The sequence below is a fragment of the Brevundimonas huaxiensis genome (assembly GCF_014218725.1).
Taxonomy (GTDB): domain Bacteria; phylum Pseudomonadota; class Alphaproteobacteria; order Caulobacterales; family Caulobacteraceae; genus Brevundimonas; species Brevundimonas huaxiensis.
In genome coordinates, this window is the sequence record NZ_JABBJE010000011.1 from 17707 (window position 1) to 39990 (window position 22284).

General features: G+C 67.1%; 20 protein-coding genes. 6 read left to right on the plus strand and 14 right to left on the minus strand.

Features of this window, described 5'->3' with window-relative positions:
- Positions 1–84: 84 nt before the first annotated feature.
- Positions 85–876 (minus strand): PhoH family protein, encoded by a 792-nt coding sequence (locus tag HF680_RS15010; protein ID WP_091752533.1) that lies wholly within the window; start codon positions 874–876, stop codon positions 85–87.
- A 310-nt stretch (positions 877–1186) separates the two neighbouring features.
- Here HF680_RS15010 and HF680_RS15015 point away from each other — a divergent pair, with 310 nt between their 5' ends.
- A complete protein-coding gene (locus HF680_RS15015) occupies positions 1187–1714 on the plus strand; it encodes a gamma carbonic anhydrase family protein (RefSeq protein WP_017506735.1) in 528 nt (175 codons plus the stop codon).
- On the opposite strand, the gene HF680_RS15020 is transcribed toward HF680_RS15015, so the two are convergent.
- From HF680_RS15020 to tipF, 4 genes are all read right to left on the minus strand, one after another.
- Positions 1709–2641 carry a bifunctional riboflavin kinase/FAD synthetase gene (locus tag HF680_RS15020; protein ID WP_185225621.1) on the minus strand — a complete coding sequence of 311 codons (933 nt, stop codon included), beginning with the start codon at positions 2639–2641 and terminating at the stop codon, positions 1709–1711. The genes HF680_RS15015 and HF680_RS15020 overlap by 6 nt on opposite strands.
- Entirely contained in the window at positions 2641–3102 is a 462-nt protein-coding gene (locus HF680_RS15025; protein ID WP_017506733.1) for a MaoC family dehydratase, read from the minus strand. Before HF680_RS15025 ends, HF680_RS15020 begins: the two co-directional genes overlap by 1 nt.
- A 39-nt stretch (positions 3103–3141) precedes the next feature.
- A complete protein-coding gene (locus tag HF680_RS15030; protein WP_185225622.1) occupies positions 3142–4011 on the minus strand; it encodes a TIGR01459 family HAD-type hydrolase in 870 nt (289 codons plus the stop codon).
- Positions 4012–4204: 193 nt separating this feature from the next.
- Entirely contained in the window at positions 4205–5476 is a 1272-nt protein-coding gene (tipF, locus tag HF680_RS15035; protein ID WP_026108661.1) for a flagella assembly cyclic-di-GMP phosphodiesterase TipF, read from the minus strand.
- A 109-nt stretch (positions 5477–5585) separates the two neighbouring features.
- Here tipF and HF680_RS15040 point away from each other — a divergent pair, with 109 nt between their 5' ends.
- Together HF680_RS15040 and HF680_RS15045 are read left to right on the plus strand one after the other, a co-directional pair.
- A complete protein-coding gene (locus tag HF680_RS15040; protein ID WP_055805552.1) occupies positions 5586–6356 on the plus strand; it encodes an SDR family NAD(P)-dependent oxidoreductase in 771 nt (256 codons plus the stop codon).
- Positions 6346–7281: a lysophospholipid acyltransferase family protein gene (locus HF680_RS15045; protein WP_185225623.1), complete on the plus strand. Its 936-nt coding sequence runs from the start codon at positions 6346–6348 to the stop codon at positions 7279–7281. The genes HF680_RS15040 and HF680_RS15045 overlap by 11 nt, the downstream gene beginning before the upstream one ends.
- On the opposite strand, the gene HF680_RS15050 is transcribed toward HF680_RS15045, so the two are convergent.
- From HF680_RS15050 to ileS, 5 genes are all read right to left on the minus strand, one after another.
- The gene (locus tag HF680_RS15050; RefSeq protein ID WP_184280302.1) at positions 7239–7745 is read right to left on the minus strand and encodes a response regulator; all 507 of its coding nucleotides are present in this window, start codon (positions 7743–7745) and stop codon (positions 7239–7241) included. The two genes, HF680_RS15045 and HF680_RS15050, sit on opposite strands and share 43 nt — an antisense overlap.
- Before the next feature lie 66 nt (positions 7746–7811).
- On the minus strand, positions 7812–8462 hold the full coding sequence (locus HF680_RS15055) for a M23 family metallopeptidase (protein WP_317134086.1): 651 nt from the start codon (positions 8460–8462) through the stop codon (positions 7812–7814).
- Positions 8463–8665: 203 nt separating this feature from the next.
- Positions 8666–8866, minus strand: a complete 201-nt coding sequence (locus HF680_RS15060; protein ID WP_185225624.1) for a DUF2093 domain-containing protein — start codon at positions 8864–8866, stop codon at positions 8666–8668.
- A 40-nt stretch (positions 8867–8906) separates the two neighbouring features.
- Positions 8907–10160 (minus strand): cation:proton antiporter domain-containing protein, encoded by a 1254-nt coding sequence (locus tag HF680_RS15065; protein ID WP_185225625.1) that lies wholly within the window; start codon positions 10158–10160, stop codon positions 8907–8909.
- 751 nt (positions 10161–10911) lie between these two features.
- Positions 10912–13836 carry an isoleucine--tRNA ligase gene (gene ileS, locus HF680_RS15070; protein WP_185225626.1) on the minus strand — a complete coding sequence of 975 codons (2925 nt, stop codon included), beginning with the start codon at positions 13834–13836 and terminating at the stop codon, positions 10912–10914.
- Positions 13837–14151: 315 nt separating this feature from the next.
- Between ileS and HF680_RS15075 the strand changes: the two genes are divergently transcribed.
- Positions 14152–15054 (plus strand): hypothetical protein, encoded by a 903-nt coding sequence (locus HF680_RS15075; RefSeq protein ID WP_185225627.1) that lies wholly within the window; start codon positions 14152–14154, stop codon positions 15052–15054.
- Between the two features lie 128 nt (positions 15055–15182).
- Here HF680_RS15075 and HF680_RS15080 read toward each other — a convergent pair whose 3' ends face one another.
- The 4 genes from HF680_RS15080 to hfaA all read right to left on the minus strand — a co-directional run bounded on the left by HF680_RS15080 (position 15183) and on the right by hfaA (position 20818).
- Positions 15183–18068 (minus strand): M16 family metallopeptidase, encoded by a 2886-nt coding sequence (locus HF680_RS15080; RefSeq protein ID WP_185225628.1) that lies wholly within the window; start codon positions 18066–18068, stop codon positions 15183–15185.
- Positions 18069–18178: 110 nt separating this feature from the next.
- Positions 18179–19438 carry a holdfast anchor protein HfaD gene (hfaD, locus tag HF680_RS15085; protein ID WP_235969005.1) on the minus strand — a complete coding sequence of 420 codons (1260 nt, stop codon included), beginning with the start codon at positions 19436–19438 and terminating at the stop codon, positions 18179–18181.
- Positions 19365–20381 carry a holdfast anchoring protein HfaB gene (gene hfaB / locus HF680_RS15090; protein ID WP_039247049.1) on the minus strand — a complete coding sequence of 339 codons (1017 nt, stop codon included), beginning with the start codon at positions 20379–20381 and terminating at the stop codon, positions 19365–19367. Before hfaB ends, hfaD begins: the two co-directional genes overlap by 74 nt.
- Positions 20378–20818, minus strand: a complete 441-nt coding sequence (hfaA, locus tag HF680_RS15095; protein WP_045811132.1) for a holdfast anchoring protein HfaA — start codon at positions 20816–20818, stop codon at positions 20378–20380. Before hfaA ends, hfaB begins: the two co-directional genes overlap by 4 nt.
- A gap of 119 nt (positions 20819–20937) precedes the next feature.
- Here hfaA and HF680_RS15100 point away from each other — a divergent pair, with 119 nt between their 5' ends.
- Both HF680_RS15100 and HF680_RS15105 read left to right on the plus strand, forming a co-directional pair.
- The gene (locus HF680_RS15100) at positions 20938–21609 is read left to right on the plus strand and encodes a rhomboid family intramembrane serine protease (protein WP_205196322.1); all 672 of its coding nucleotides are present in this window, start codon (positions 20938–20940) and stop codon (positions 21607–21609) included.
- A 102-nt stretch (positions 21610–21711) separates the two neighbouring features.
- Positions 21712–22137: a CBS domain-containing protein gene (locus HF680_RS15105; protein ID WP_185225629.1), complete on the plus strand. Its 426-nt coding sequence runs from the start codon at positions 21712–21714 to the stop codon at positions 22135–22137.
- The last annotated feature ends 147 nt before the right edge of the window (positions 22138–22284 follow it).

Sequence of the window (22284 nt, forward strand, 5' to 3'; positions counted from 1 at the left end):
GTGCGCCCGGGGACAATGGCTTTTGGTTTCGCGGTGCAACGGGTCTGCAGCCGACGCCATCCAGCGTCGGCTGCAGGATCAGAGCTAGAGGACGCCGATCATCGAGGCGACCAGCGGGTGACGGACGATGTCGCGCTCGGCCAGACGCACCACGGCGATGTCGGGTACGGCCTCCAGTCGCGCCGAGATGTCCGACAGGCCCGAGATGCCGGGCAGCAGGTCCGACTGCTGCGGGTCGCCCGTCACCACCATGGTCGAATGCCAGCCCAGGCGTGTCAGCAGCATCTTGAGCTGGACGTAGGTGCAGTTCTGCGCCTCGTCGACGACGATGAAGGCGTTATTCAACGTGCGGCCGCGCATATAGCCGACCGGGGCGATCTCGATCAGACCTTCGGCCATCAGCGCCTTGACCCGCTTCATCGACAGACGATCGGACAGGGCGTCGTAAAGCGGGCGCAGATAGGGGGCCAGCTTGTCTTCCATGTCGCCGGGCAGGAAGCCGATGGATTCGCCGGCCTCGACAGCGGGGCGGCTGAGGACAATCCGGCCCACCTTGCCCGCCTCCAGCGCCTCGACCGCCTTGGCGACGGCGAGGTAGGTCTTGCCGGTGCCTGCGGGACCCAGGGCCATGACCAGGTTGTGGTGGTCGATGGCCTCCATCAACTCGCCCTGGCCCTCGGACTTGGGCTTCAGCGTCTTCAGATAGCCTTGGTCGCGGTCGTCGTTCGAAGGATAGGGCGACCACCCTGATCGCTCGTTATGCGGGGCGTGAAGCCGACGAACTTTCGACTCCTCCATGAAATCACGCGAATCCAGGATTCCGTGTTCACGCGTTTGACGCTTGGTTGCAGCACGCTTGGTCATGGACGCCTCCAGGGCATGAAAAAAGGCGGACCCGAACGGGCGCCGCCTTGGATGGTCTTGGGGAGGAAGAGGTCGCGACCTGCACAGCAGCGGCCCGGATCGACAGCAGGGCCGTCTGCAACGGGGTGCGCCCGCCGCCGAACAACCGAACCAGGATCCCAACGCGCCACGCTAAAGCCCCGACTTGATGACCGGATCGGGCTTGATCCGGTTTCGGATCCGGGGCCGAAATGGCGACCCACGAATCGCATCAACAGAATGATGCTATCGTGGTTAGCGATCCGTTAAAGCCCTCGTTTTTCAAAGATTAGGCGGTGTACAGATGACCATTTACGCCTTGGGCGACAGCAAACCGCAGCTTCCGCCGCAGGGCGAATACTGGGTGGCGCCAAGCGCATCGGTGATAGGGAATGTGATTCTCCATCCCAACGCCAGTGTTTGGTTCGGCGCCGTGCTGCGCGGGGACAACGATCCGATCACCGTGGGGCCTGACAGCAACATTCAGGACGGCAGCGTGCTTCACACCGACATGGGGTCGCCGCTGACGCTGGGACGCGGCGTGACGGTGGGGCACAAGGCCATGCTGCATGGCTGCGAGGTCGGGGACTACAGCCTGATCGGCATCGGGGCGGTGGTGCTGAACGGGGTCAAGATCGGCCGGAACTGCATCATCGGGGCCAATGCGCTAATCACCGAGGGCAAGATCATTCCGGACAACAGTCTGGTGGTGGGTCAACCGGGCAAGGTGGTGCGGGAGCGTGACCCGGCGCACATCGCCGTGCTGCAGATGTCGGCCGAACACTATGTGCAGAACTGGAAGCGGTTCGCGGCGGAGCTTCGGCCTCTATGATCGGCTGAGGACGGTTCGCGCCGCCGCTGCGTCGGCGTCGATCTGGGTCTTCAGGGCGTCGAGACCGTCGAAGGTCTCCTCGCCACGCAGCCAGGCGACCAGTTCGGTGTCCAGCGTCTGGCCGTAAAGGTCGCCGTCGAAGTCGAACAACCAGACCTCCATCAGCGGGGTCTCCAGCGCATACATGGGGCGCACGCCCAGGCTGGCGACGCCATCGACCACCCGTCCGTCCGGCAATCGGCTGCGGGTCGCATAGACGCCGTAGGCGGGGCGCATATAGTCGCCGAGCGCGACATTGGCCGTCGGCACGCCGATGGTGCGGCCGCGCTTGTCGCCGTGGATCACCTCGCCGCGAATGGCGAAGGGGCGGCCCAGGATGGCGGCGGCGCGGGCCATGTCGCCGGCCTTCAGGGCCTCGCGCACAGCGCTGGACGACAGTTTCAGCCCGTCCGCGTCATCCAGCCGTTCGGCGACCGAGACGGTGAAGCCCAGCCGCTCGCCGTAGGCGCGCAAGGCCCCGGGCGAGCCGGAACGGCCCTTGCCGAAGGTGAAGTCGAAACCGACGGCGGCATGGCGAATGCCCAGACCCTCGGCCAGCACTCGTTCGGCGAAGGCGGCGTCGGTCATGCCGGCCATCTCGGCGTCGAAGGGCAGGAGATACAGGATGTCCACACCCAGTGGCGCCAAGGCCTCCGCCATCTGGTCGGCCGTCATCAGTCGGAAGGGCGCGGCGTCCTTCTGGAACCAGCGGCGGGGATGAGGATCGAAGCTGACGACGCCCAGCGGCGCGCCCAGCCGTTCCGCCGCGTCGCGTGCGCCGGCGATGACGGCCTGATGCCCGCGATGCACGCCGTCGAAGGCGCCGACGGCGACCGCCGCGCCTTTCAGCGCGTCCGGCAGGTCGCGCCAGTCGCGGACAATCTGCATCAACGCTGGGACGGTTTGCGCCGGCGCGGCACGCGGACGACGGCGACGCCGTCCATGATCATGGTCTCGCCGACGAAGCCTTCGCAGCTGAGCTTGACCCGCGCGCTCTCGGGCTCGACCTCGATCACCGTGATCAGGATGCGCACGACGTCGTCGATCCGCACCGGCTGATGGAAGGCCAGGGTCTGTGAGATGTAGATGGATCCGGCGCCTGGCAGGATGGTGCCGACCACGGCCGATCCGAACGAGGCGCTGAGCAGACCGTGGGCGATCCGGCCGCGGTAGGCGGTCTTGGAGGCGAAGGCCTCGTCCAGATGCACCGGGTTGAAGTCGTCGGACGCCTCGGCGAACAGCCGAATGCGGTCCTCTGTCGCGACGACGATTTTCTCGGCCGCCATGCCGACGTGAAGTTCGTCCAGGATGTAACCACCGGACGGATGCTGCTGAACCAATTCGACCATAGATGAGGCTTTAGCGGCGGTGCGACAAAATGGCGAGCCTTACCAGTTCAGTTCGAGCGCGGCGTATCGCGCATAGGTCGTTTCCGCCTTCAGCAGAGCGGCGGCGCGGGCGGGATCGAGCGCGCCGTCTTCGCCCTTGGCCTGGTCGCCGTGGATGCCCTGGGCGATGAACAGGCAGTCCAACCCTTGCGCGTTTGCGCCCATCACGTCGGTGACGACGCCGTCGCCGATGCACAGGATGCGCGAGCGATCGACGGGACGGCCCAGCAGGCCTTGCGCCTCCTTGATCGCCAGGTCGTAGATCGGGGCGAAGGGCTTGCCCGCCATGACGACCCGGCCGCCCTGCGATTCATAAAGGTCGGCCAGCGAACCGCCGCAATAGATCAGCTGGTCGCCGCGCTGCACGACCCGGTCGGGATTGGCGCAGATCAGTTCGATGTCGCGTGCGGCGCCGACGGCGAACCGCTCGCGATAGTCTTCGGGCGTCTCGACCGTGTCGTCCACGGGGCCGGTGACGGAGATGAAGGCGGCGTCCTCAGGCGACGCGGCGCGCTCGAGGCCAAGGCCGGCGTACAGCGGCGCGTCACGCTCGGGGCCGACGATCCAAGCCGGACCGGGCGCACGCCTGGCCAGTTCGGCGCGGGTCGCGTCGCCGGAGGTGACGAAGGCCTTCCACGCCTCGCGCGGCACGCCCAGCCCGTCCAGTTGAGCGATCACGTCGGACGCCGGGCGGGGCGAGTTCGAGATCAGAACGACGTGGCCGCCCTCACGGTTGAATCGCGTCAGCGCCTCGCACGGGGCGGCCCAGCTCTCGCGGCCGTTATGGATCACGCCCCACACGTCGCAGAGCAGGATGTCATAGTCGCCGGCGACGGCGCCGAGGTGGGGCAGGGCGTGTGGGAGGGTCATGGGACTTTGGTAGCCGCTACGACGCAGAGGCGAAAGTCTCCTCCCCATGAAATGGGGAGGGGGACCGCGAAGCGGTGGAGGGGTTCTTGAAACTGGCTCGACGCCTGTTGTGGGGGAAGAACCCCGCCGTCGCGGCGCGAAGGGGCGCCGCGCCACCTCCCCGCAAAGCGGGGGAGGAGACGGGACAGTGGCTCTAGTAGCGCCTGCGCTGCTCGGCGCTGCGCAGGGTGGAACGCAGGAACTCGGCCGGGGGGTCGGTCTCGGCCAACACCTGCTCCTTGATGGCGCGGGGTTCGCCGAACAGGTGACCCTGGCCCATGCCGACGTCCAGTTCGAGGATGTCGACGACCTGGCGTTCGTTCTCGACCTTTTCGGCGATAACCTCGACGCCGTAGCGACGGGTCAGGGCGGCGAAATCGGCGGCCTGGATGTCGGGCATGGAGCGCAAAGGCGCGCCGCCGTCCAGGTCCAGCAGTTGTTCGATCATCAGGTCGGCCGCGACCTTGATGAACTTGACGTCCGAGCGCTGCAGATCGGCGAAGTCGAGATCCAGCGTCTGCACCTTGTCCAGCGAGAAGCGGAAGCCCAGGTCGGCCAGCTTGGCCATGTTGCGCGCCTCGATGGCGCCGCGGGCGTCGAAGGTGGCCTGACCCAGTTCGAAGATCAGCGCCTGGTTCAGGTCGCGGTTCTCGCTGAGGAAGTCCAGGAACTGCGGGAAGAAGGTCTCGTCGCCCAGCGAGGTCAGGGCCACGTTGCAGAAGACGCCGACCTTGCGATCCTGACGCGCCAGCCGACGCACGATCTGAGCGCAGCGGAACAGCAGCAGATTGTCGATCGCCGGCACCAGGCCCTCGCCCTCGGCCAGGGACAGATATTCGGCCGGCATCATGACGCGGTCGGTGGCGTCGCGCAGCCGGGTGAAGCTCTCGTAGAAGATCGTCCGGCGTTGGGGCAGGGAGACGACCGGCTGAAGATACAGATCGACACGCCCTTCGCTGAGCGCTTCGTGAATGGTGCGCAGCAGGACGTTCGACTGGGCCATGCGGCGACCCTCGAAAGTCTCGACGCCGATATGCGGCGCGGCGGCCAGGCGTTCGTCGATGCTTTCGCTCATCTGCTGGACCAGCGATTCCAGCATACGGACCTCGCCGGTCAGGGCGTCGGTGTCGGACAGGACGCCGGTCTCGATGGCGTGCGCCAATTCGGTCAGGGCGCCCTGGGTCGATTCCATCGCATCGGCGAGCAGGCGGTGGGCCTCGCGGACCTGGCCGATTTCCTTCTTCAGGACGCGGCGCTCGGCGATGCCGGTGACGATGCCGTGGAAGGCGCCCAGCAGACCCAGTGCGCCGAGCGTTCCGGCCACGCCTGCGCCGATCCCCAGGCCCGCGCGCCACAGGAAGGCGCCCACGGTCATGCCGAGGAACAGATAGGCGAAGTAGAGAAAGCCCGTTGTTACGTTGCGCATCGGCTGGCGGTCGGCCACTCCCGGATGGAATCGCCTGAGTATCAGGCTATCAATGTCATTCGGCTAGAGCGGGGCTGCAAATATCCCCGCCAAACCTACGGGAAACGCAATGGAACTGTTCGATCTGACCGGCAAGGTCGCAATCATCACCGGCTCATCGCGGGGAATCGGCAAGGCAATCGCCGAGCGGCTGGCCGAACATGGCGCCAAGGTCGTCATCTCGTCGCGCAAGGCCGGGCCGTGCGACGAGGTCGCCGCCGAGATCAACGGCAAGTATGGCGAGGGTCGGGCCATCGCGGTGCCGGCCAACATCGCCTCGAAGGAGGATTTGCAGCGGCTGGTCGACGAGACCAACGCCGCCTTCGGCCAGATCGACATCCTGGTCTGCAACGCCGCGACCAATCCCTACGCCGGGCCGATGGCGGGCATCGCCGACGACCAGTTCGAAAAGATCCTGCAGAATAACGTCATCTCGAACCACTGGCTGATCCAGATGGTCGCGCCGCAGATGGTGGAGCGCAAGGACGGGGCGATCCTGGTGATCTCGTCCATCGGCGGGCTTCGCGGCAACGCGCTGATCGGCGCCTACAATATCTCCAAGGCGGCGGACATGCAGCTGGTGCGCAATCTGGCGGTGGAGTGGGGGCCGTCGAACGTACGGGTCAACTGCATCGCGCCCGGGCTGGTTCAGACCGATTTCGCCAAATATCTGTGGGAGAATCCGGAGCTGCTGAAACAGGTCACTGAGCCGGCGCCGCTGAAAAGGATCGGCCAGCCCGATGAAATCGCGGGCACGGCGGTCTATCTGTGCAGCCCTGCGTCGGCCTATGTGACCGGCCAGACCCTTGTGGTGGACGGTGGATTGACGATTGCCTGGTAAGAGTAGCGATTGGCGACAGGATTTCGCATGGCGCCTGGAGGCCTTCGGCTTTCAGGCGCTGTTCGACTTTCTGCGCCTGCTGGGCGTCGAGCGGGCGTCGGGGTTGGGCGGCTGGCTGCTGCGCACCCTGGGTCCGCTGACCGGCACGCAGAAGACGGTGATGCGAAACCTCCGCATCGCCTTTCCCGAAATGGGCGAGGCGGAGCGTCAGGCGCTGGCGTTGGCCCAGTGGGCCCAGACGGGCCGGACCTTCGCCGAGTTGGCGGTCATGGATCATCTGACGCCCGAGGGCGGGCGGGTCGAGGTGGTCGGGATGGAGCGGCTGCACGCCCTGCGCGACAGCGGCAAGCCGGCCGTTTTGATCTCAGGCCATCTGGCCAACTTCGAGGTGATGGCGGCGGTGATCATGGCCTCGGGCGTACCGTGTCAGGTGACCTATCGCGCCGCCAATAATCCGTACGTCGACGCCTTGATCCGCCAGAGCCGGGAGCGTTACGGCATCCGCCTGTTCGCGCCCAAGGGCGACGGGACGCGCGAACTGATGGCGGGGATGAAGCGCGGCGATTCCATCGCCCTGCTGGTGGATCAGAAATACAATCAGGGGCCAGAGGTGGAGTTCTTCGGCCAGCCGGTGAACGCCTCGCCGGGGGCGGCGAGGCTGGCGTTGAAGTTCGACACGGTCATGCTGCCGCTGTCGGTGGTGCGCCTGCCGGGCGTGCGGTTCCGGGTGACGGCGCACGAGCCGATCGTGGTCAATCAAAGCGAGGACAAGGCGGCCGATACGCTGGCCGGCATCCAGGCCGCCAATCGCTTCGTCGAGGACCGGGTGAAAGAGCATCCCGTGGACTGGTTCTGGGTCCACAAGCGTTGGCCGGACAAGGTCTATGCGGCGTTGGACCGCGAGGCGTCCGATCCTCGACGGTGAGGCCCGGCGTAGTCGGGCGTATCGCGGCGGCGACGGCAGGGGCCGATATAGCCATCGGCCTTGATGAAGGGGCGGGGCCGCATGATGACGGCGTTCAGCCGATCCAGCACGGCCTTGGCGGTGATCGGCTTGACGATGAACTCGGTCACCCCGGCGTCGCGGGCCTCGTAGACGCGGCTGCGTTCGGAATGGCCGGTCATCATGATGATCGGCAGAAACGGATTGGGGCTGTCGGGGCTGGTGCGGACCAGGCGCGTGAACTCGACCCCGTCCAGCGGGAACATGTTGAAATCGACGATGGCCAGATCGATCGCGTGGCGACGCAGCAGGTCGAAGGCGGTCGCGCCCTCAGCCGCCTCATAGACGTTGCGGATGTCGGCCGAATGCAGCACGGCGGCAGCGATGGCGCGCATATTCTGATTGTCGTCCACCAGCAGGACGTTCAGCGATTTCAGAGAGAACATCGGGCCCCGCCAGATCTTTGAACGAGGCTAAGAGGATATGCGTAGTCTCGCAAGAGGAGCCTTTGATCAGGCTAGACTTTCTGGAACACGCGCCCCGATCATGAGTGACGGATCCAGGTTGCGATCGCGCCATTTCATGCGCCAGCACAGGTGGGGGCCGGTGGCGCGGCCGGTCATGCCGACGCGGCCCAGCGCATCGCCGCGCCGGACGCGCTGACCCAGCGCCACATCCAGCCGCGACTGGTGCAGATAGCAGCTGATCAGGCCCTGACCGTGGTCGATCAGGGTCAGGCCGCCCTCGAAATGCATGTCCGGACGGACGAAGGCGATGCGGCCGTCGGCGGGGGCGAGGATCACGCTGCCCTGGGGGGCGGCCAAGTCGATGCCGTAATGCGGCCGGGCGGGCGTGCCATTCAGGACGCGCTGGGCGCCCCAGGCGCTAGAGACCCGGTAGCTCTCCAGCGGCCAGACGAACCCGTCCTTGAAGTCGTCGGCGTCGATGCGGCTGGCGAAGCCCTCCGTCTTCAGCGCGATCTCCTGCTGGATGCGGGCCAGCAGAGCGGGATCGCTGGGCTCGACGGTCGAGGGCGGCAGGCCGTTCACGCTGGTCGAGGGGAAGGCGTAGGGGGCGATGTCAAGCGTGCGGCGGGCGGACCGGTCGCCGGACCGGGCCTCGATTTGGGTGGTCGGACCGGCGTCGCGGTCGAAGCCGATCACGAAGAGGCCGGCGGCCGAGGCGGTGGTCAGAGCCTCGCCGTCGATGAAGATCAGGGCGCGCGGCGCGGTGCGACCGAAGGCATAGCCGCCCTGACGCTAGGCGCCGTTCAGGTTCAGCGGCAGGGCGTTGCGGTCTTCAGCCATCAGCGGCGCGGCGATCAAACTGGCGCCCGCGCCGGTCAGCAGGGCGCGGCGCGACGGGATCATGTGGCGGCTTGCATCGACGCGATGAATTCGGCGGGACCGTAGTAAGGCTGCTGGCGGGTCGGGCTCCAGTAGCGGAGGACTTCGAGCGGAATCGGTTTGTCCGTGACGGCGCAGCGCACGAAGCGGCCGGGCTTCAAGACGGCGAACTCGCCGTCGCCATAATGAAGAACGGCCTGATCTGCGGCGATTTTGTCCATGAGCAGACGATAGCGGGCGGCGGGCGGCGCGGAAAGGGGCTCAGGGCGCCGCGACCGCATCCGTGATCGGACCGTCCCCGGCTGCGGGTCGGATCGCGCCGGCTGCGGGCGGCTTCGCCTTGCCGCCCATCCGGTCGGTGAACAGGAAGACGAAGGGGTTCAGCGAGATCGACAGCAGGGCGGCGGCCAGGATCAGATCGTGGGTCTCGCGGCTCATGGCGCCCAGAGACACGCCGAGCGCGGCCAGGATGAAAGAGAACTCGCCGATCTGGGCCAGGGACGCGGCGACGGTGAAACCGGTCGGCCGATCCAGTTTGAAGGTCTGGGTGATGACCAGGGCCGCGACCGACTTGCCCACGATGACGATGCCCAGCACGCCCAGGACCGCCCACGGCTGGCGCACCACGATCATCGGGTCGAACAGCATGCCGACCGAAACGAAGAACAGCACGGCGAAGGCGTCGCGCAGCGGCAGGGACCGCTCGGCCGCATTGTGACCCAGGGGCGAGGCGTTCATGACCAGGCCGGCCAGGAAGGCGCCCAGCGCGAAGGAGTGGAACAGGAAATAGGCCAGCCAGGCGATGCCCAGGGCGATGGCGAGGACGCCCAGGGTGAAGAGTTCGCGCGACTTGGTGTGGGCGATGCGGATCAGCAGCCAGGGAATGACCTTTCCGCCGACGACCAGCATGCCGACGACGAACAGCACGACCTTGAGCAGGGTCAGGCCGACGTCGGTTCCCAGTGCCGCAAAGTCCGTCTGGGTTCCGGCCGGAACCAACACCATGGGCAGCATGACCAGGGCGATGACGATGACCAGATCCTCGACGATCAGCCAGCCGACGGCGATGCGGCCGATCTCGCCCTTGACCTGTTTGCGCTCCTCAAGCGCGCGCAGCAGGACGACGGTCGAGGCGACGGAAAGGGCGAAGCCCATCAGCAAGGCCTCTACATCGCCCAGGCCCAGCACGAACCGGCCGAGCCCCCAGCCCAGCACGGTGGCGACGCCGATCTGAACCAGGGCGCCGGGAATGGCGACCTTTCGCACCTGCATCAGGTCCTTGGGCGAAAAGTGCAGGCCGACGCCGAACATCAGCAGGATGACGCCGATCTCGGCCAGTTGCGGGGCCAGTTCGGTGTCGGCGACGAAGCCGCCCGTATAGGGGCCGACGATCACGCCCGCGACCAGATAGCCCACCAGGGGCGACAGTTTCAGCCGATGCGCCAGCATGCCGAACACGAAGGCGAGGACAAAGCCCCCGACCAGGGTGAGAATCAGGCTGTCGGCATGCGGCATCAGGGCTCCTGTCGCGAGCGAAGGTGGGATTTGGGTAGGCTTTGCAGTTGGGGCGCGAGGGGCGGTTTGACAAGATGACGCAGTGTCGCGCGGGACGGAAAACGGCTTTGTCTTCGCGGCGTTCGGCCTGCGAAGTTCGGAGGGCTGGGCGGAGCGCCGGGCCTTCGCCCGGAGTGTGAGTTTGTAGTTACCGTTTCGACGAAAGGTATGACGCTCCGCGCGGAAGGTTGGCCTGCAAGCTCGGGGCGCCGAGCGGTGGCGGTCTTATCGCCTAACCCCATAAGCCTGCGACGGGCGGGTCGGAGCAGCGATCCCCGATCCCCGGTGCGGCCGAGTATCCCCCTCGACCCTGCGACGCGGCTGCGAACGCCGGGGCGATTCCCCGACTGATCAGCCCCGGCGCCGCGATGGGATCTCACCATCGCCCCCGTTCCCTCCGCTCTCGCCGCCGCAAGGTCGCAGGCCAGGCGAGCCCTCCATACGACGAGACGGCGGTATTATGCGGCCGTTTGACCCCGTGGATGGGAGACGGGGGACATAAATCGGCAAGCGGTTGAAATCGCTGCGGATGGACCAGCGGCATTGCGATGGCTGAGCATCGTCTCCTCCCCATGAAATGGGGAGGTGGCTCGAAGCGCTGCGGAGAGACGGAGGGGCTCTTCCCGCATCGCAGGCGCTCAAGCGGCGTCTAGAACCCTCCACCGCTTCGCGGTCCCCCTCCCCGCTAAGCGGGGAGGAGACAGTGTTGTGGTCAGGCGTGCGTCTGGTCCCAGTAACGAACCGCATCGGCGTCGCGGGCCGAGAGGTCGGGGTAGGCGGGGTCGGAGCCGACGTCGGGGACGCGGCGCCAGGAGCGGGCGCATTTGGGGTGGTCGGCGACAGCAACCGTGACCGAAATGGTCTCGCCTTCGACAAGATCGGCGCCTGAGGTGCGGAAGATTTCGGCCGCGTCGAGGCCTTCGAACGGGGCGAAGGCTGAGGCCGGGGCGGTGACGGTCGGCCACGCGTCCAGGGCGCCGCCGATCAGCTTCTCGCGGCGGGCGGCTTCGAGCGATTCATTGACCACTTCGAGGAGTGTATTGATCGCCGCCCAACGCTCGGCCTCGGCCGGATTGCTCCATTCCGCCGGGGTGTCGGGGATCACGCGGGCGCAGTTGGAGTCGGCGTCCGGGAAGCGGGTGGTCCAGGCCTCTTCCATCGTGAAGGGCGTCAGCGGGGCCAGCCAGGCGGTCAGGCGTATGAAGACCTCGTCCATCACCGTGCGGGCGGCGCGGCGACGCAAGGCGTCGGGACGGTCGCAGTAGAGGGCGTCCTTGCGGATGTCGAAATACAGGGCCGACAGGTCGCCAGCGCAGAACTCCAGCACCGGACGGACGACGTCCTGGAAGCGGTATTCGGCGTAGGCGGCGCGGACCTGGGCGTCGAGCTCATGCAGGCGGTGCAGGACGAACCGCTCCAGCGGCGGCATCTGGTCCAGCGGCAGGCGTTCGGCCTCGTCGAAATCGGCCAGGGCGCCCAGCAGATAGCGCACGGTGTTCCTGAGCTTGCGATAGGCGTCGACCGTGGTCTGCAGGATCTGTTTGCCGATCCGCTGGTCGTCCGAATAGTCGACCAGGGCCACCCACAGACGCAGGATGTCGGCGCCCGACTCCTTGATGATGGTCAGAGGGTCGGTGGTGTTACCCTTGGACTTGGACATCTTCTCCCCCTTCTCGTCGAGGGTGAAGCCGTGGGTCAGGACCGCCTTGAACGGGGCGCGGCCGCGCGTGCCGCAGCCTTCCAGCAGGGACGACTGGAACCAGCCGCGGTGCTGGTCGGAGCCTTCCAGATAGAGGTCGGCCGGCCAGTGGGCGGGACGGTCGCCGGCGTAGCCGTTTTCCGGCAGGCGCGGGTCGAGCGTGAAGGCGTGGGTCGAACCGGAGTCGAACCAGACGTCCAGAATGTCCTCGACCTTTTCGTAGCGGGCCGGGTCGTGGGCGCCCAGGAAATCGCTGTCGGGCGCGGTGAACCAGATGTCGGCCCCGTGTTCGGCGACGGCCGCGACGATGCGAGCGTCGACCTCGGGATCATGCAGGGGCTGGCCCGTCTGTTTGTCGATGAACATGGCGAGCGGCGTGCCCCAGGCGCGCTGGCGGCTGACCAGCCAGTCGGGACGACCCTCGACCATCGAGCGGATGCGATTCTTGCCGGCGACCGGATGGAAGGCGGTGGCGTCGATGGCGTTCAGCGCCGTCTCACGCAGGGTGTCGCCGCTCTTCAGCGGCTGATCCATGCGGATGAACCACTGCGGGGTGTTGCGGAAGATGATCGGCGCCTTGGAACGCCAGGAGTGCGGATAGGAATGCTCCAGCCGCCCGCGCGCCAGCAGATTGCCGGCCTCGATCAGCTTTTCCATCACCGCGCCATTGGCGGGACCGAACTTGCCGGTCTTCTTGCCTTCGGTCTCCAGCACCTTCAGGCCCGCGAACAGCGGGACGCCGGGGTAGTAGGCGCCGTCGGGATCGACGGTGTCGGGCACCTCGTGATGACCGTGGGCCTTCCAGACCTCGAAGTCGTCGGCGCCGTGACCGGGCGCGGTGTGGACAAAGCCGGTGCCGGCGTCGTCGGTGACGTGGTCGCCGGCCAGTAGAGGCACTGAGAAGCCATAGCCGCTGTCGAGCGCGGCCAGCGGGTGGGCGGTCTCCAGGCCCGAGGGGTTGATGTCGTAGACGCGGGTCCAGGCGGCGATCTTGGCGGCCTTGAACACGTCCTCGGCCAGCTTGTCGGCCAGGATCAGGCGGTCGCCGGGCTTGGCCCAGGGCGCGAACTCCAGGCCTTCCTCCATGGCCGTGACCTCATACAGGCCATAGGCGATCTCGGGGCCGTAGGAGATGGCGCGGTTGGCCGGTATGGTCCAGGGCGTGGTCGTCCAGATGACGATGGACGGGGTGCTGGTGCGGAAGGCCAGCAGGTCGTCGGGATGGTCGTCGGACATGGCCGTGACCGGGAACTTGACCCAGATCGTCGGACTGACGTGGTCGTGATATTCGATCTCGGCGTCGGCCAAGGCGGTGCGCTCGACCGGCGACCACATGACGGGCTTGGAGCCGCGATACAGCTGGCCCGAGTTCTTGAACTTGTGGAACTCGGCGACGATGGCCGCTTCGGAGGTGAAGTCCATGGTGGCGTAGCGGTTGGCGAAGTCGCCGACGATGCCCAGCCGGTGGAATTGGTCCTTTTGCAGGTCGATGTATTTGCCGGCGTATTCGCGGCAGGCGCGGCGGAACTCGTCCTTGGACACCTCGTCCTTGCGGCGGCCCTTGGCGCGGAACTGCTCCTCGATCTTCCACTCGATCGGCAGGCCGTGGCAGTCCCAGCCGGGAACGTAGTCGACGTCGTAACCCAGGAGGAACCGGCTACGGACCACAAAGTCCTTCAGCGTCTTGTTCAGGGCGTGGCCGATGTGGATGTCGCCATTGGCGTAGGGCGGGCCGTCGTGAAGAACGTAAAGGGGGGCATTCTGCTTCTGCCGCTCGGCGCGCAGGGTCCCGTAGAGGTCGCCCCACTGTTCCAGGATGACCGGCTCCTTCTGGGGCAGGCCGCCGCGCATGGGGAAGGGCGTCTCGGGCAGGAAGACGGTGTCGCGATAGTCGCGACCGGAGGGGGTGTCGGTGGTGTGTTCGGGGGCGTCGGCCATTGGTCGTCTCGGCGTCTTGAAATTAGGTCGCTGTTCTCTTCGCCCTATCGCGCTTCGCGCTGCCTGAGGGCTTTCGATCCCGGCGTGCACGGGGCCATGAGGCCCAGGAGCGCTACGCCGGGCGGCTAATCGAAATCAGGCGAATGGAGACGCGGACGGTCATTGTGCGGGCGGTCTAGCAGACGGATGCGGCATTGCGCCATCCCGAAGCGCGCGCCGTATCAACGGAAACGAAAGGCTTTTGCGGTTTTGTGACGGGAGGATCGGCCGGAATCTTGTTCGGCCGACACGATATTCGCTTGGGAGTTCCCGCCGATGCGGCTGCGGATCACGAAATGGATGCTGGGCCTGGCGGCCGGTCTCGTCGTCTCGGCGGGCGCCGGAGCCGCGCTGGCGCAATGCACGTCCGGCTGTCAGCCGCCGCCCTGCACCTCGTGCGAGCCGCCCCCTCCGCCTGAGCCGCCGCCCTGCAACGGCGGCGGAAACTGCGGTCCCGGCGGCGGTGGAAACTGGAACGGCAACATCAACACCAACGTCAATGTGAACGTGAACCTTGGCGCGAGCGCCAATGCGAACGCGGGCGCCGGAGCCAACGCCAACTCCGGCGCACGGTCCTATGTCAATGCGCGCGCCGGCGGCTTTTCGGGCAGCTTCGGCGGGGGCGGCGGCGCGGCCTATGTCAGCGTCGATCAGCCCTATCCGACCACGATCCAGGGGCTGGCCGTCGAGGGCGTGATCGCTCAGACCGTGCGCACCCCCTACAGCGCCTTCCGCAGCATGATGAAGCGGGTCGTCATCCAGGCCGTCTGCATCGACGACCGCCAGGTGCCGCACCCCGCCTCGCAGGTGCGGCCGGATCGCGAGATCGCCGAAGGGTTCGAGGGCGAGCTGTATCGCTGCCTGTCGGGCACCTGGCTGCAGGCGACCATCGCCGACTATAACGGCGACATCAGCTTCGATCACGGCACGACCCTGACCTGCCGCAAGCATGAGGCGCTGTGGTATGGGACGGGCGGCAAGCTGGAATGCCGGCCCGAGAAGCCCGAGCGGGATTGCAACGAGCGTTCGCTGCTGCGTCGCTACGGCGCCGGGATCAAGATCCTGACGATGTATCGCGAAGAGGAATATACCGAATACCGCGAGGAACAGGTCGAGAGCGCGACCGTGCTGACCGGGGTGATCACCCTAGACGGCGGCGTCGGCGGCCGGGTGTTCTGAACCGGACCCAAATACGCCCGTTCAGCCGCCGATCAGGCGGGAGATAAGATAAGGCGACCGTCGGCTCTCCGTCGACGATCCTGACGACTGGCCCCGGTTCGCGAGAACCGGGGCCTTTTTCGTGGGCGTTATTGCGCCGCCGATTGAGCGGTGACGGTGGCGCGCCAGGCGCTGTCGGACTTCAGATACTGGCGCGCCAGGGCCTGAAGGTCGGCGGCGGTGACGGCTTCCAAGGTGGCGATCTGGTTGCGGGTCTGGTCCAGCGTCGCCGGATCGCTCTGGGCCTGCGACAGCTGGGTCAGCCAGTAGCCGTTGTCGGCCATGCTGCGACGGATGCGTTCGACCGCCGGGCGGCGGGCGCGGTTCAGTTCGTCCTCGCTGATCGGATTGTCACGCAGGTCCGCGGCGATGGCGTCCACAGTCTCGAACAGCTTGGGCAGGGCCGCCGGCGGGGTTTCCGCGGTCACCGAGATGAAGCCGTAGCCCGGATAGGTGTCCGAGGTGGTCGAGCCGGCGCTGGGCGAATAGGCCAGGCCCTGTTTCTCGCGGATCTCGTCGTTCAGGCGCAGTTGCAGAACGTCCGACAGGATCGACAGCTGACGCGCGGTCTTGCGATCTTCGACCTGATCGGTGGTCGGCCAGGCGACGAAGCCCAGCGCCTGTTCGGCGGGTCCGGTGTGATACAGCTGAACCGGCGTGGCGGTCGGGGCCGGGAACTTGCGCACCGTCGAGCCGGCGGGCGGGGTGGGCGCCTGACCGCGCGAGGGCAGGGCGCCGAAGGTCGAGCCGACGGCGGCGATGACCGCGTCGACGTCGACGTCGCCGACGACCGTGATCTCGACCGGACCCTGGGCCAGGGCTGAGCGAACGCCCGAGCGGATGTCGTCGATCTGGATCGCGGCGATCTGTTCGGCGGTCGGGGTCGTCTCACGCGCGTCGCCGCTGGCCAGCAGGCCTGAGGCGTCGCGTTGGAAGACGCCGCGCGGCGTGGCGCCTAGCTGAGCCAGGATCTGCGGGAACATGGCCTTGGTCTGTTCGAACGAGGCGCCGCGCAGACCGGGGTCCGTCAGGTAGGCGGCCAGGACCTGAAGCTCCAGCTGGAGATCGGCCGGCTTGGTGGCGCCGGCGAAGACATAGGCGTCGCCGGCCTGATTGACCGCGGCGCTGTAGGTGCGGCCGCTGAGGACGCGGTTCATTTCGTCCAGGCTGAGCTTGCCCAGACCGCCCGGCGCCAGGACGGTGCTGGCCATCGACAGGGGCGACAGGGTGTCGGCAGGCAGGCCCATTTCGCCAAGACCGGTGCGGGCGCTGACCAGAATCTGATCGGCGCGGAAGTCGGTCTTCTTGATGTTCAGCAGCGTGCCGTTCGGGAAGCGGACCAGGGTCGCGCCCAGGTCTGCGACTTCCGAACGGGCGGCGGGGACCGCCGGGGCGCCGAAATTGTCATAAGGCCATTTCAACTCGGCCTCGGCGGCGCGGGCTTGCACCGGGGTGTTGCGCGAGGCCTCCAGCGCAGCGGTGACGGCGGCCTCGCCGCCCTCGACCGGGACGGGGGAGCTGAACAGAAGCAGCGGGCCCTGGCCCTCGAACACCGCCTTGGTCGCCTGATTGACCTGGTCGACGGTTAGGCCTTCGACGGCCTTGTTGAACAGATCGAGGTTGGTCTGGGGCGAGCTGAAGACCTGATCGTCGTTCACGGCGCCCAGAAGGCCGTTGGCCAGCGCCGAGGTCGAACGGGTCGCAGCCGAGGCGACGGCGTTCTGAAGTGCGGTGCGGGTGTTGACGATTTCGCGCTGAAGCTCGGCGTCGCTGACGCCGTATTCGGCCAGGCGACGGCTTTCCTGCTCGACGCTTTCCAGCGCGCGCTGCCAGCCGCCGGGATTGAAGGCGACCGACAGGGTGCCGGCGTCCAGGCTGTCGAATAGCGACTGATAGCCGGCGCCGGCGCCGATGAAGGGCGGGTTGTCGGCGCGGGCGATCTCGCCCAGGCGACGGTTCAGCACAGCCAGACCCAGGCCGCGACGGACGTCGGCGGCGCGTTCGGCGGCCGTGTCGGGGCTGAGGTCAGGGGCCTTGATCCAGTTGATCTGGATGGAGGACTGGATGCCCGGCTCGACCAGGATGCTGGTCTGCGGTTGACGCGGGGCGACGGTTCCCAGGTCGGGCTCGGGACCATCGGCGGCGGTCGGCTTCCAGTCGCCGAAGGCCGCGCGGACCTTGGCCTCCATCGCATCCACGTCGAAGTCGCCAACGGCGATAAAGGTGGCGCGCGAGGGGCGATAGTAGGCGTCGTAGAAGTCGACGAAGCGCTGGCGCGGCGCGGTGCGGATGATGTCGAGGTCGCCGATCGGCAGACGTTCCGACAGACGCTGACCGGGGGCCAGAAGGCCGAGCTGGGTCTTCAGCACGCGCAGTTGCGGGGTGTCGCGGGTGCGTTCCTCGCCGACAATGACGCCGCGCTCGGAATCGATGGCGTCCGGCGCCATCAGGGCCGCCGACATCATCTCGCGCAGGATGTGAAGGCTGGGATCGACCGTCTCATCCTTGGTGTTGGGCAGCTCCAGCATGTAGGCGGTCTGGTCGAAGCTGGTGAAGGCGTTGGTGTCGGCGCCGAAGGCTAGGCCCAGGCGTTCGAGGATGCGCAGCATCTCATTTTCCGGCACGTCCTTGGTGCCGTTGAAGGCCATGTGCTCCATGAAGTGAGCCAGACCCTTCTGGTCGTCGCGCTCCATCAGCGAGCCGGCGTCGATGCGCAGACGGAAGGAGGCCTGGCCCGGAGGCGTCGCATTGTGCAGCAGGGCGTAGCGCATGCCGTTGGGCAGCAGGCCGTAACGGACGGCCGGATCGGCGGGGATGTCGCTGGCGGCCTGAGCCCAGGGGGCTGACGGCGCGACCTGACCGGCGGCGGCCGCAGCGGGCGGCGCGGTCTGGGCGAGAGCAGGGGCGGCGAAAGCCCCGGTGGTCAGGGCCAGTCCCGAGACGGCGACAAGCAGCAGATGACGCGCAGAACGCATGATATCACTCCGAAACCGCAACCCCCGATGGCGCGATGCCGGATGTGTAAAGTGTGCTTGCCTTCGCCACAAGCGGCGCTGGCGAACCTTACCGACTTGTCATGTTCAGATCAGCCGCCGGGGCGGCTGATGTAGAAGCTGGCGCTGTTGCCGACGGCGTTGGCGCCGACCACGGCGGTGCGTCCGGACGAAACCGTGGCGTTGGTGGTCGCGGTGACATTGCCGCTGTTGGTCTGGGTGTTGTTGACGTTGACGTCGCCGCCGCACTGGGAACAGGCATAGCCCGTCACCGTATTGCCGACCGCGTCGGAGCCGACATAGGCGTCATAGCCGTTGACGCCGACATAGGTCGCGTTGGCCTCGACCCCGCCGGTGTTCAGCTGGGTGTTGTCCAGCTTCAGATAGATGTCGTTATTGCCGGCGACGGTCTCGTTGGCGACGCTGCGGGCCGCCAGAACCGTCTGGCCCTGGAGATTGGTCTGGACGCGGGCGTCGGCGCGGACGCGGCCTGCGTTGGCCTGGTCCGTCTGGATCAGCATGGAGCCGCCGGCGTTGGCGGTGATCGCCTGGTTGGCCCCGGCGTTGGCGCCGACCGTCAGGTCCCAGCCGTTGTCCACATAGACGTCGGTGCGCGCCTCGGTGGTCGAGGCGGCGTTCGATTGGCGAATGGTCAGATCCTGGTGCGAGGCGCCGGTCGTATTGGTCTGGACCGCATTGGCGACGGCCTGGGACGAGAAGGTCGCGGGCGCCGGAATGTATTGAATGTCGGCGACGGTCTCGGCGAAGACGGTGGTCTGGGCCCGCTGGTCGATGACGCCGGTCAGGGACGACGAGGGGCCGCCCAGGGCGACGGTGTTGGCGACGGCGGTGCTGGTCGCGAAACCGCCTTGCAGTATGCGGCCATTCGGCGCCTGGACATAGGTTCCGGCCTCGACCCGGTCGCCGGTCGCGGACTGGCTGGAGTCCACGGCAAAGGTCGCGCGATCGGTGGTGACGCCCAGGTAGTTGCCGCGCGCGGTCGTATCGACGCTGAGCTGGCCGTCGGCCTCGCCGCTCGCGACCACATTGCTGCGGGCCAGCGTGGCGCCGGTCATCGACTGGCGCGAGACCAAGCCGGCGGAGGCGGCCGTGACCCCGCCCGCGAGCGCATTGCCTTGGGCGCTGTTGCTGACGGTCACCTGATCGACGGACAGGTCGATGTCCACCAGGCCGGTGACGTCGCCGGTCTGGATCTGGGTGCTGGAGCAGGTTTCGCCGGCTTGCGGATCGCAGGCCGGCGTCTGCTGGGCGCTCGCGTCAGTGGCGAGTGCGGCGAACGTCGCCGTCGCGGCCATCATGCCAACGAGACGGATCGGCGCGAGTCTGGCCATTGTTGGTGTCCTGAGTGGGATAGGCCGGATAATAGCCGCCGGTCGGGCCGACCGTGGAATCGCCGAGCGGGTCGTTGGCGGGGTTCAGGCAGATTTCGGGGCCGGGCGCGCCATAGAGGTTGGCCATGAACTCGACCGTGGCCCGTTCGACCAGGGCGCGGACGGCCAGTTGCGTCGGCTCCATCCCGCCCGTGCCGGCCGAGATGTCGAAGACGTTGCCGTTCAGGAAGTCGAACACGCCGGCCGAGATTTCGCGGCCGATGATCTGCTTCTGATAGGAGACGACATCGACGACCTCGAGCGTGGTCGTCTGGACCAGGCGCAGGTCCATGGCGATGTTCATCACATAGACGCGGTGATTGACGATGCCCGAGCCGGGGCGGTTGCTGTCGACCTCGCCCCCGGCGATGTCGAAGCCGCCGGAGCGGATGTTGTAGTTCACCTCGGTGATGCCGCCGACGACATAGAAGTCGGAACCCGGAACCTGACCCGCCAGGATGCGGCGGTACTGGGTGTCCTCCGGCCCCTTGGCGTCGGGAGCCTGGTCGCCGATCAGCTTGTTGTTGGCGTAGCGCAGCTCAAGCTCGGACACCGAGGTGTCGTAGCGTTCGACGATGCGAGCGCCGGCCTTGGCCAGCGCCGAGTTGGCCATCAGGGAGGCGCCGCCGGTGATCTGGCGGCCGCCGTCGGACGACACCGTGCCGGTGTAGTCGCTGATCCGGCCCACCGCCATGCGCGGCGAGGGCAGGTTGTAGCGACGCGCGTAGTCGGCCAGGCAATACAGCGCGGCGGAATAGGGCGTGGGGTTTGCGGTCACCGGCGCATTGCCGATCGGCGTCGCATATTGTCCCGACGGACCCGCGACCGGGCTGACGCAGCCGGCGAGCAGAAGGGCGACGGCCGAGACGGCGGCGGACCCCTTGATGAGATGACGGCGGCTCATGGCAGGTTGATGTTCCCGTTCAGGGCCGTACCGGCGTTGATGGCGCCGGTGTTGGTCTGGGTCGAGTTGACGATGACGGTGTTGCGGCTGCCCTGGACCACCACGTTCAGCTGATTGCCGATGGCGGTGGAGCCGCCGATGGTCGTGCCGCCGTTGCTGGACGCGCCTGCGCCGGCATAGGCCGAGGCCGCGCCGCCGGACTGGCTGGAATAGGACGAGGCGCCGGACTGGATGATGCCGTTGACGATCAGCCGATTGCCGTTGGCGTCACGCGTATAGCCGGTCGCGGCCGTATTGGCGGCCGTTCGCGCGCCGCCATAGCCCTGCTGGAAGCGCGCAGCGCCGCCCGAACCCGTCGACTGCGCGATCGCCGGCACGCTTGCAGCGGCGGCGAAGGCCATGACGGCGGTGGATAGAAACAGCCTCTTGGCGGGCATTCCGGGGTTCCTCGCGCACAAACGGACGCCGGACCACGAGCGTGATCCGCACCCCAACCTGCATTAAGGTTATTAAGAAGCGCTTGATGTGACGCAGGTCACTGAGCATTTGTGGCGTCATGTCAGACGCATCCGGTCGATTCGATCCGCCGAACAGCCGCCCGGCGCGAGAGCCGATGTTCAACGTGCCGCTGGTCGTGCTGCTGATCGCGGCGTCGATGCCGACGCTCTTCTTCTTCCAGCGCGACCTGCCCGACATGGGCATGAGCATGGCGTTCGCGCCCATTGATCTGGAGCAGGGACGGTGGGGCGGGCTACTGACGGCCATGCTGCTGCACGGCGGCTGGACCCACGCCATCATGAATGCGGTGGCGGCGCTGGCGTTCGGGACGCCGGTGGCGCGGCTGTTCGGGACTAGGATCGGTCCGACGGTCTTTCTGCTCTTCTATCTGGCGTGCGGCGTCTTGGCGTCGCTGGGCTATGGGCTGATCCATTGGGGATCCAGCGAGCCGATGGTCGGCGCGTCCGGCGCCGTCTTCGGCCTGATCGGCGCCGCGACACGGCTGCTGGGCGGACAGGGCAGGGTGCTGCCGATGGGGGATCGCCGCGTGGTCGGCGCGGCCATCACCTGGATGGCGGTCAACGCGGTGACCGGAATGATCAGCGGACTGCCCGGCGCCGAGGGCGCCAGGATCGCCTGGGAGGCTCACGCGGTCGGGTTCTTCGTCGGCTTTCTGGCCATCGGTCCCTTGGGGCGGATGTTCGGGGCGGGGGCCGCGCCTGATCGCTGAGGCGCGTTGATTCCGGACGGGGGCTGAGCGATCATCGCTGCCTGAGCGGCCCTGTCGCCATTCCGGCCCAGCGGTCGTCTCTTATAGAGAGAAGGGACCGCGATGTTCGTCGCCGAAATCCTCAAGACAAAGGGAAACGCCGTCTTCTCCATCGCGCCGGATCTGACTGTGACGCGGGCGTGCGAAGAACTGGAGCAGAAGCGGGTCGGAGCGTTGGTCGTCTGTGACGGCGACCGGGTGGTCGGCGTGTTCTCCGAACGCGATGTGGTCAAGGCGCTGGCGGCCGATGGCGCCGATGCGCTGGACCGTCCGATCGCCGACTACATGACGGCCAACGTGATCTATGCCGAACCGGCCGAGGAGATGTCGGCCTTGATGACCCGCATGACCGATCGGCGCATCCGGCATCTGCCGGTCATGCAGGCGGATCGTCTGGTCGGCGTCATTTCCATCGGCGACGTGGTGAAATGCCAGATCGCCGAACACGCCCATGAGGCCGAGAGCTTGCGGACCTATATTGCAGGCTGAGAGGCGCGTGCGCCGTTGGCCGATTCCGGTTTTGCGAGAAACCTTCCTTTCGTGTCAGAATCCGCTTGCTGACAAATCAGCCTCTCCGTATAGAGCCGCCTCGCTCGGAAACGGGCTGGCCGGCGGGGCCGCGGGGGGGTGAAGGTC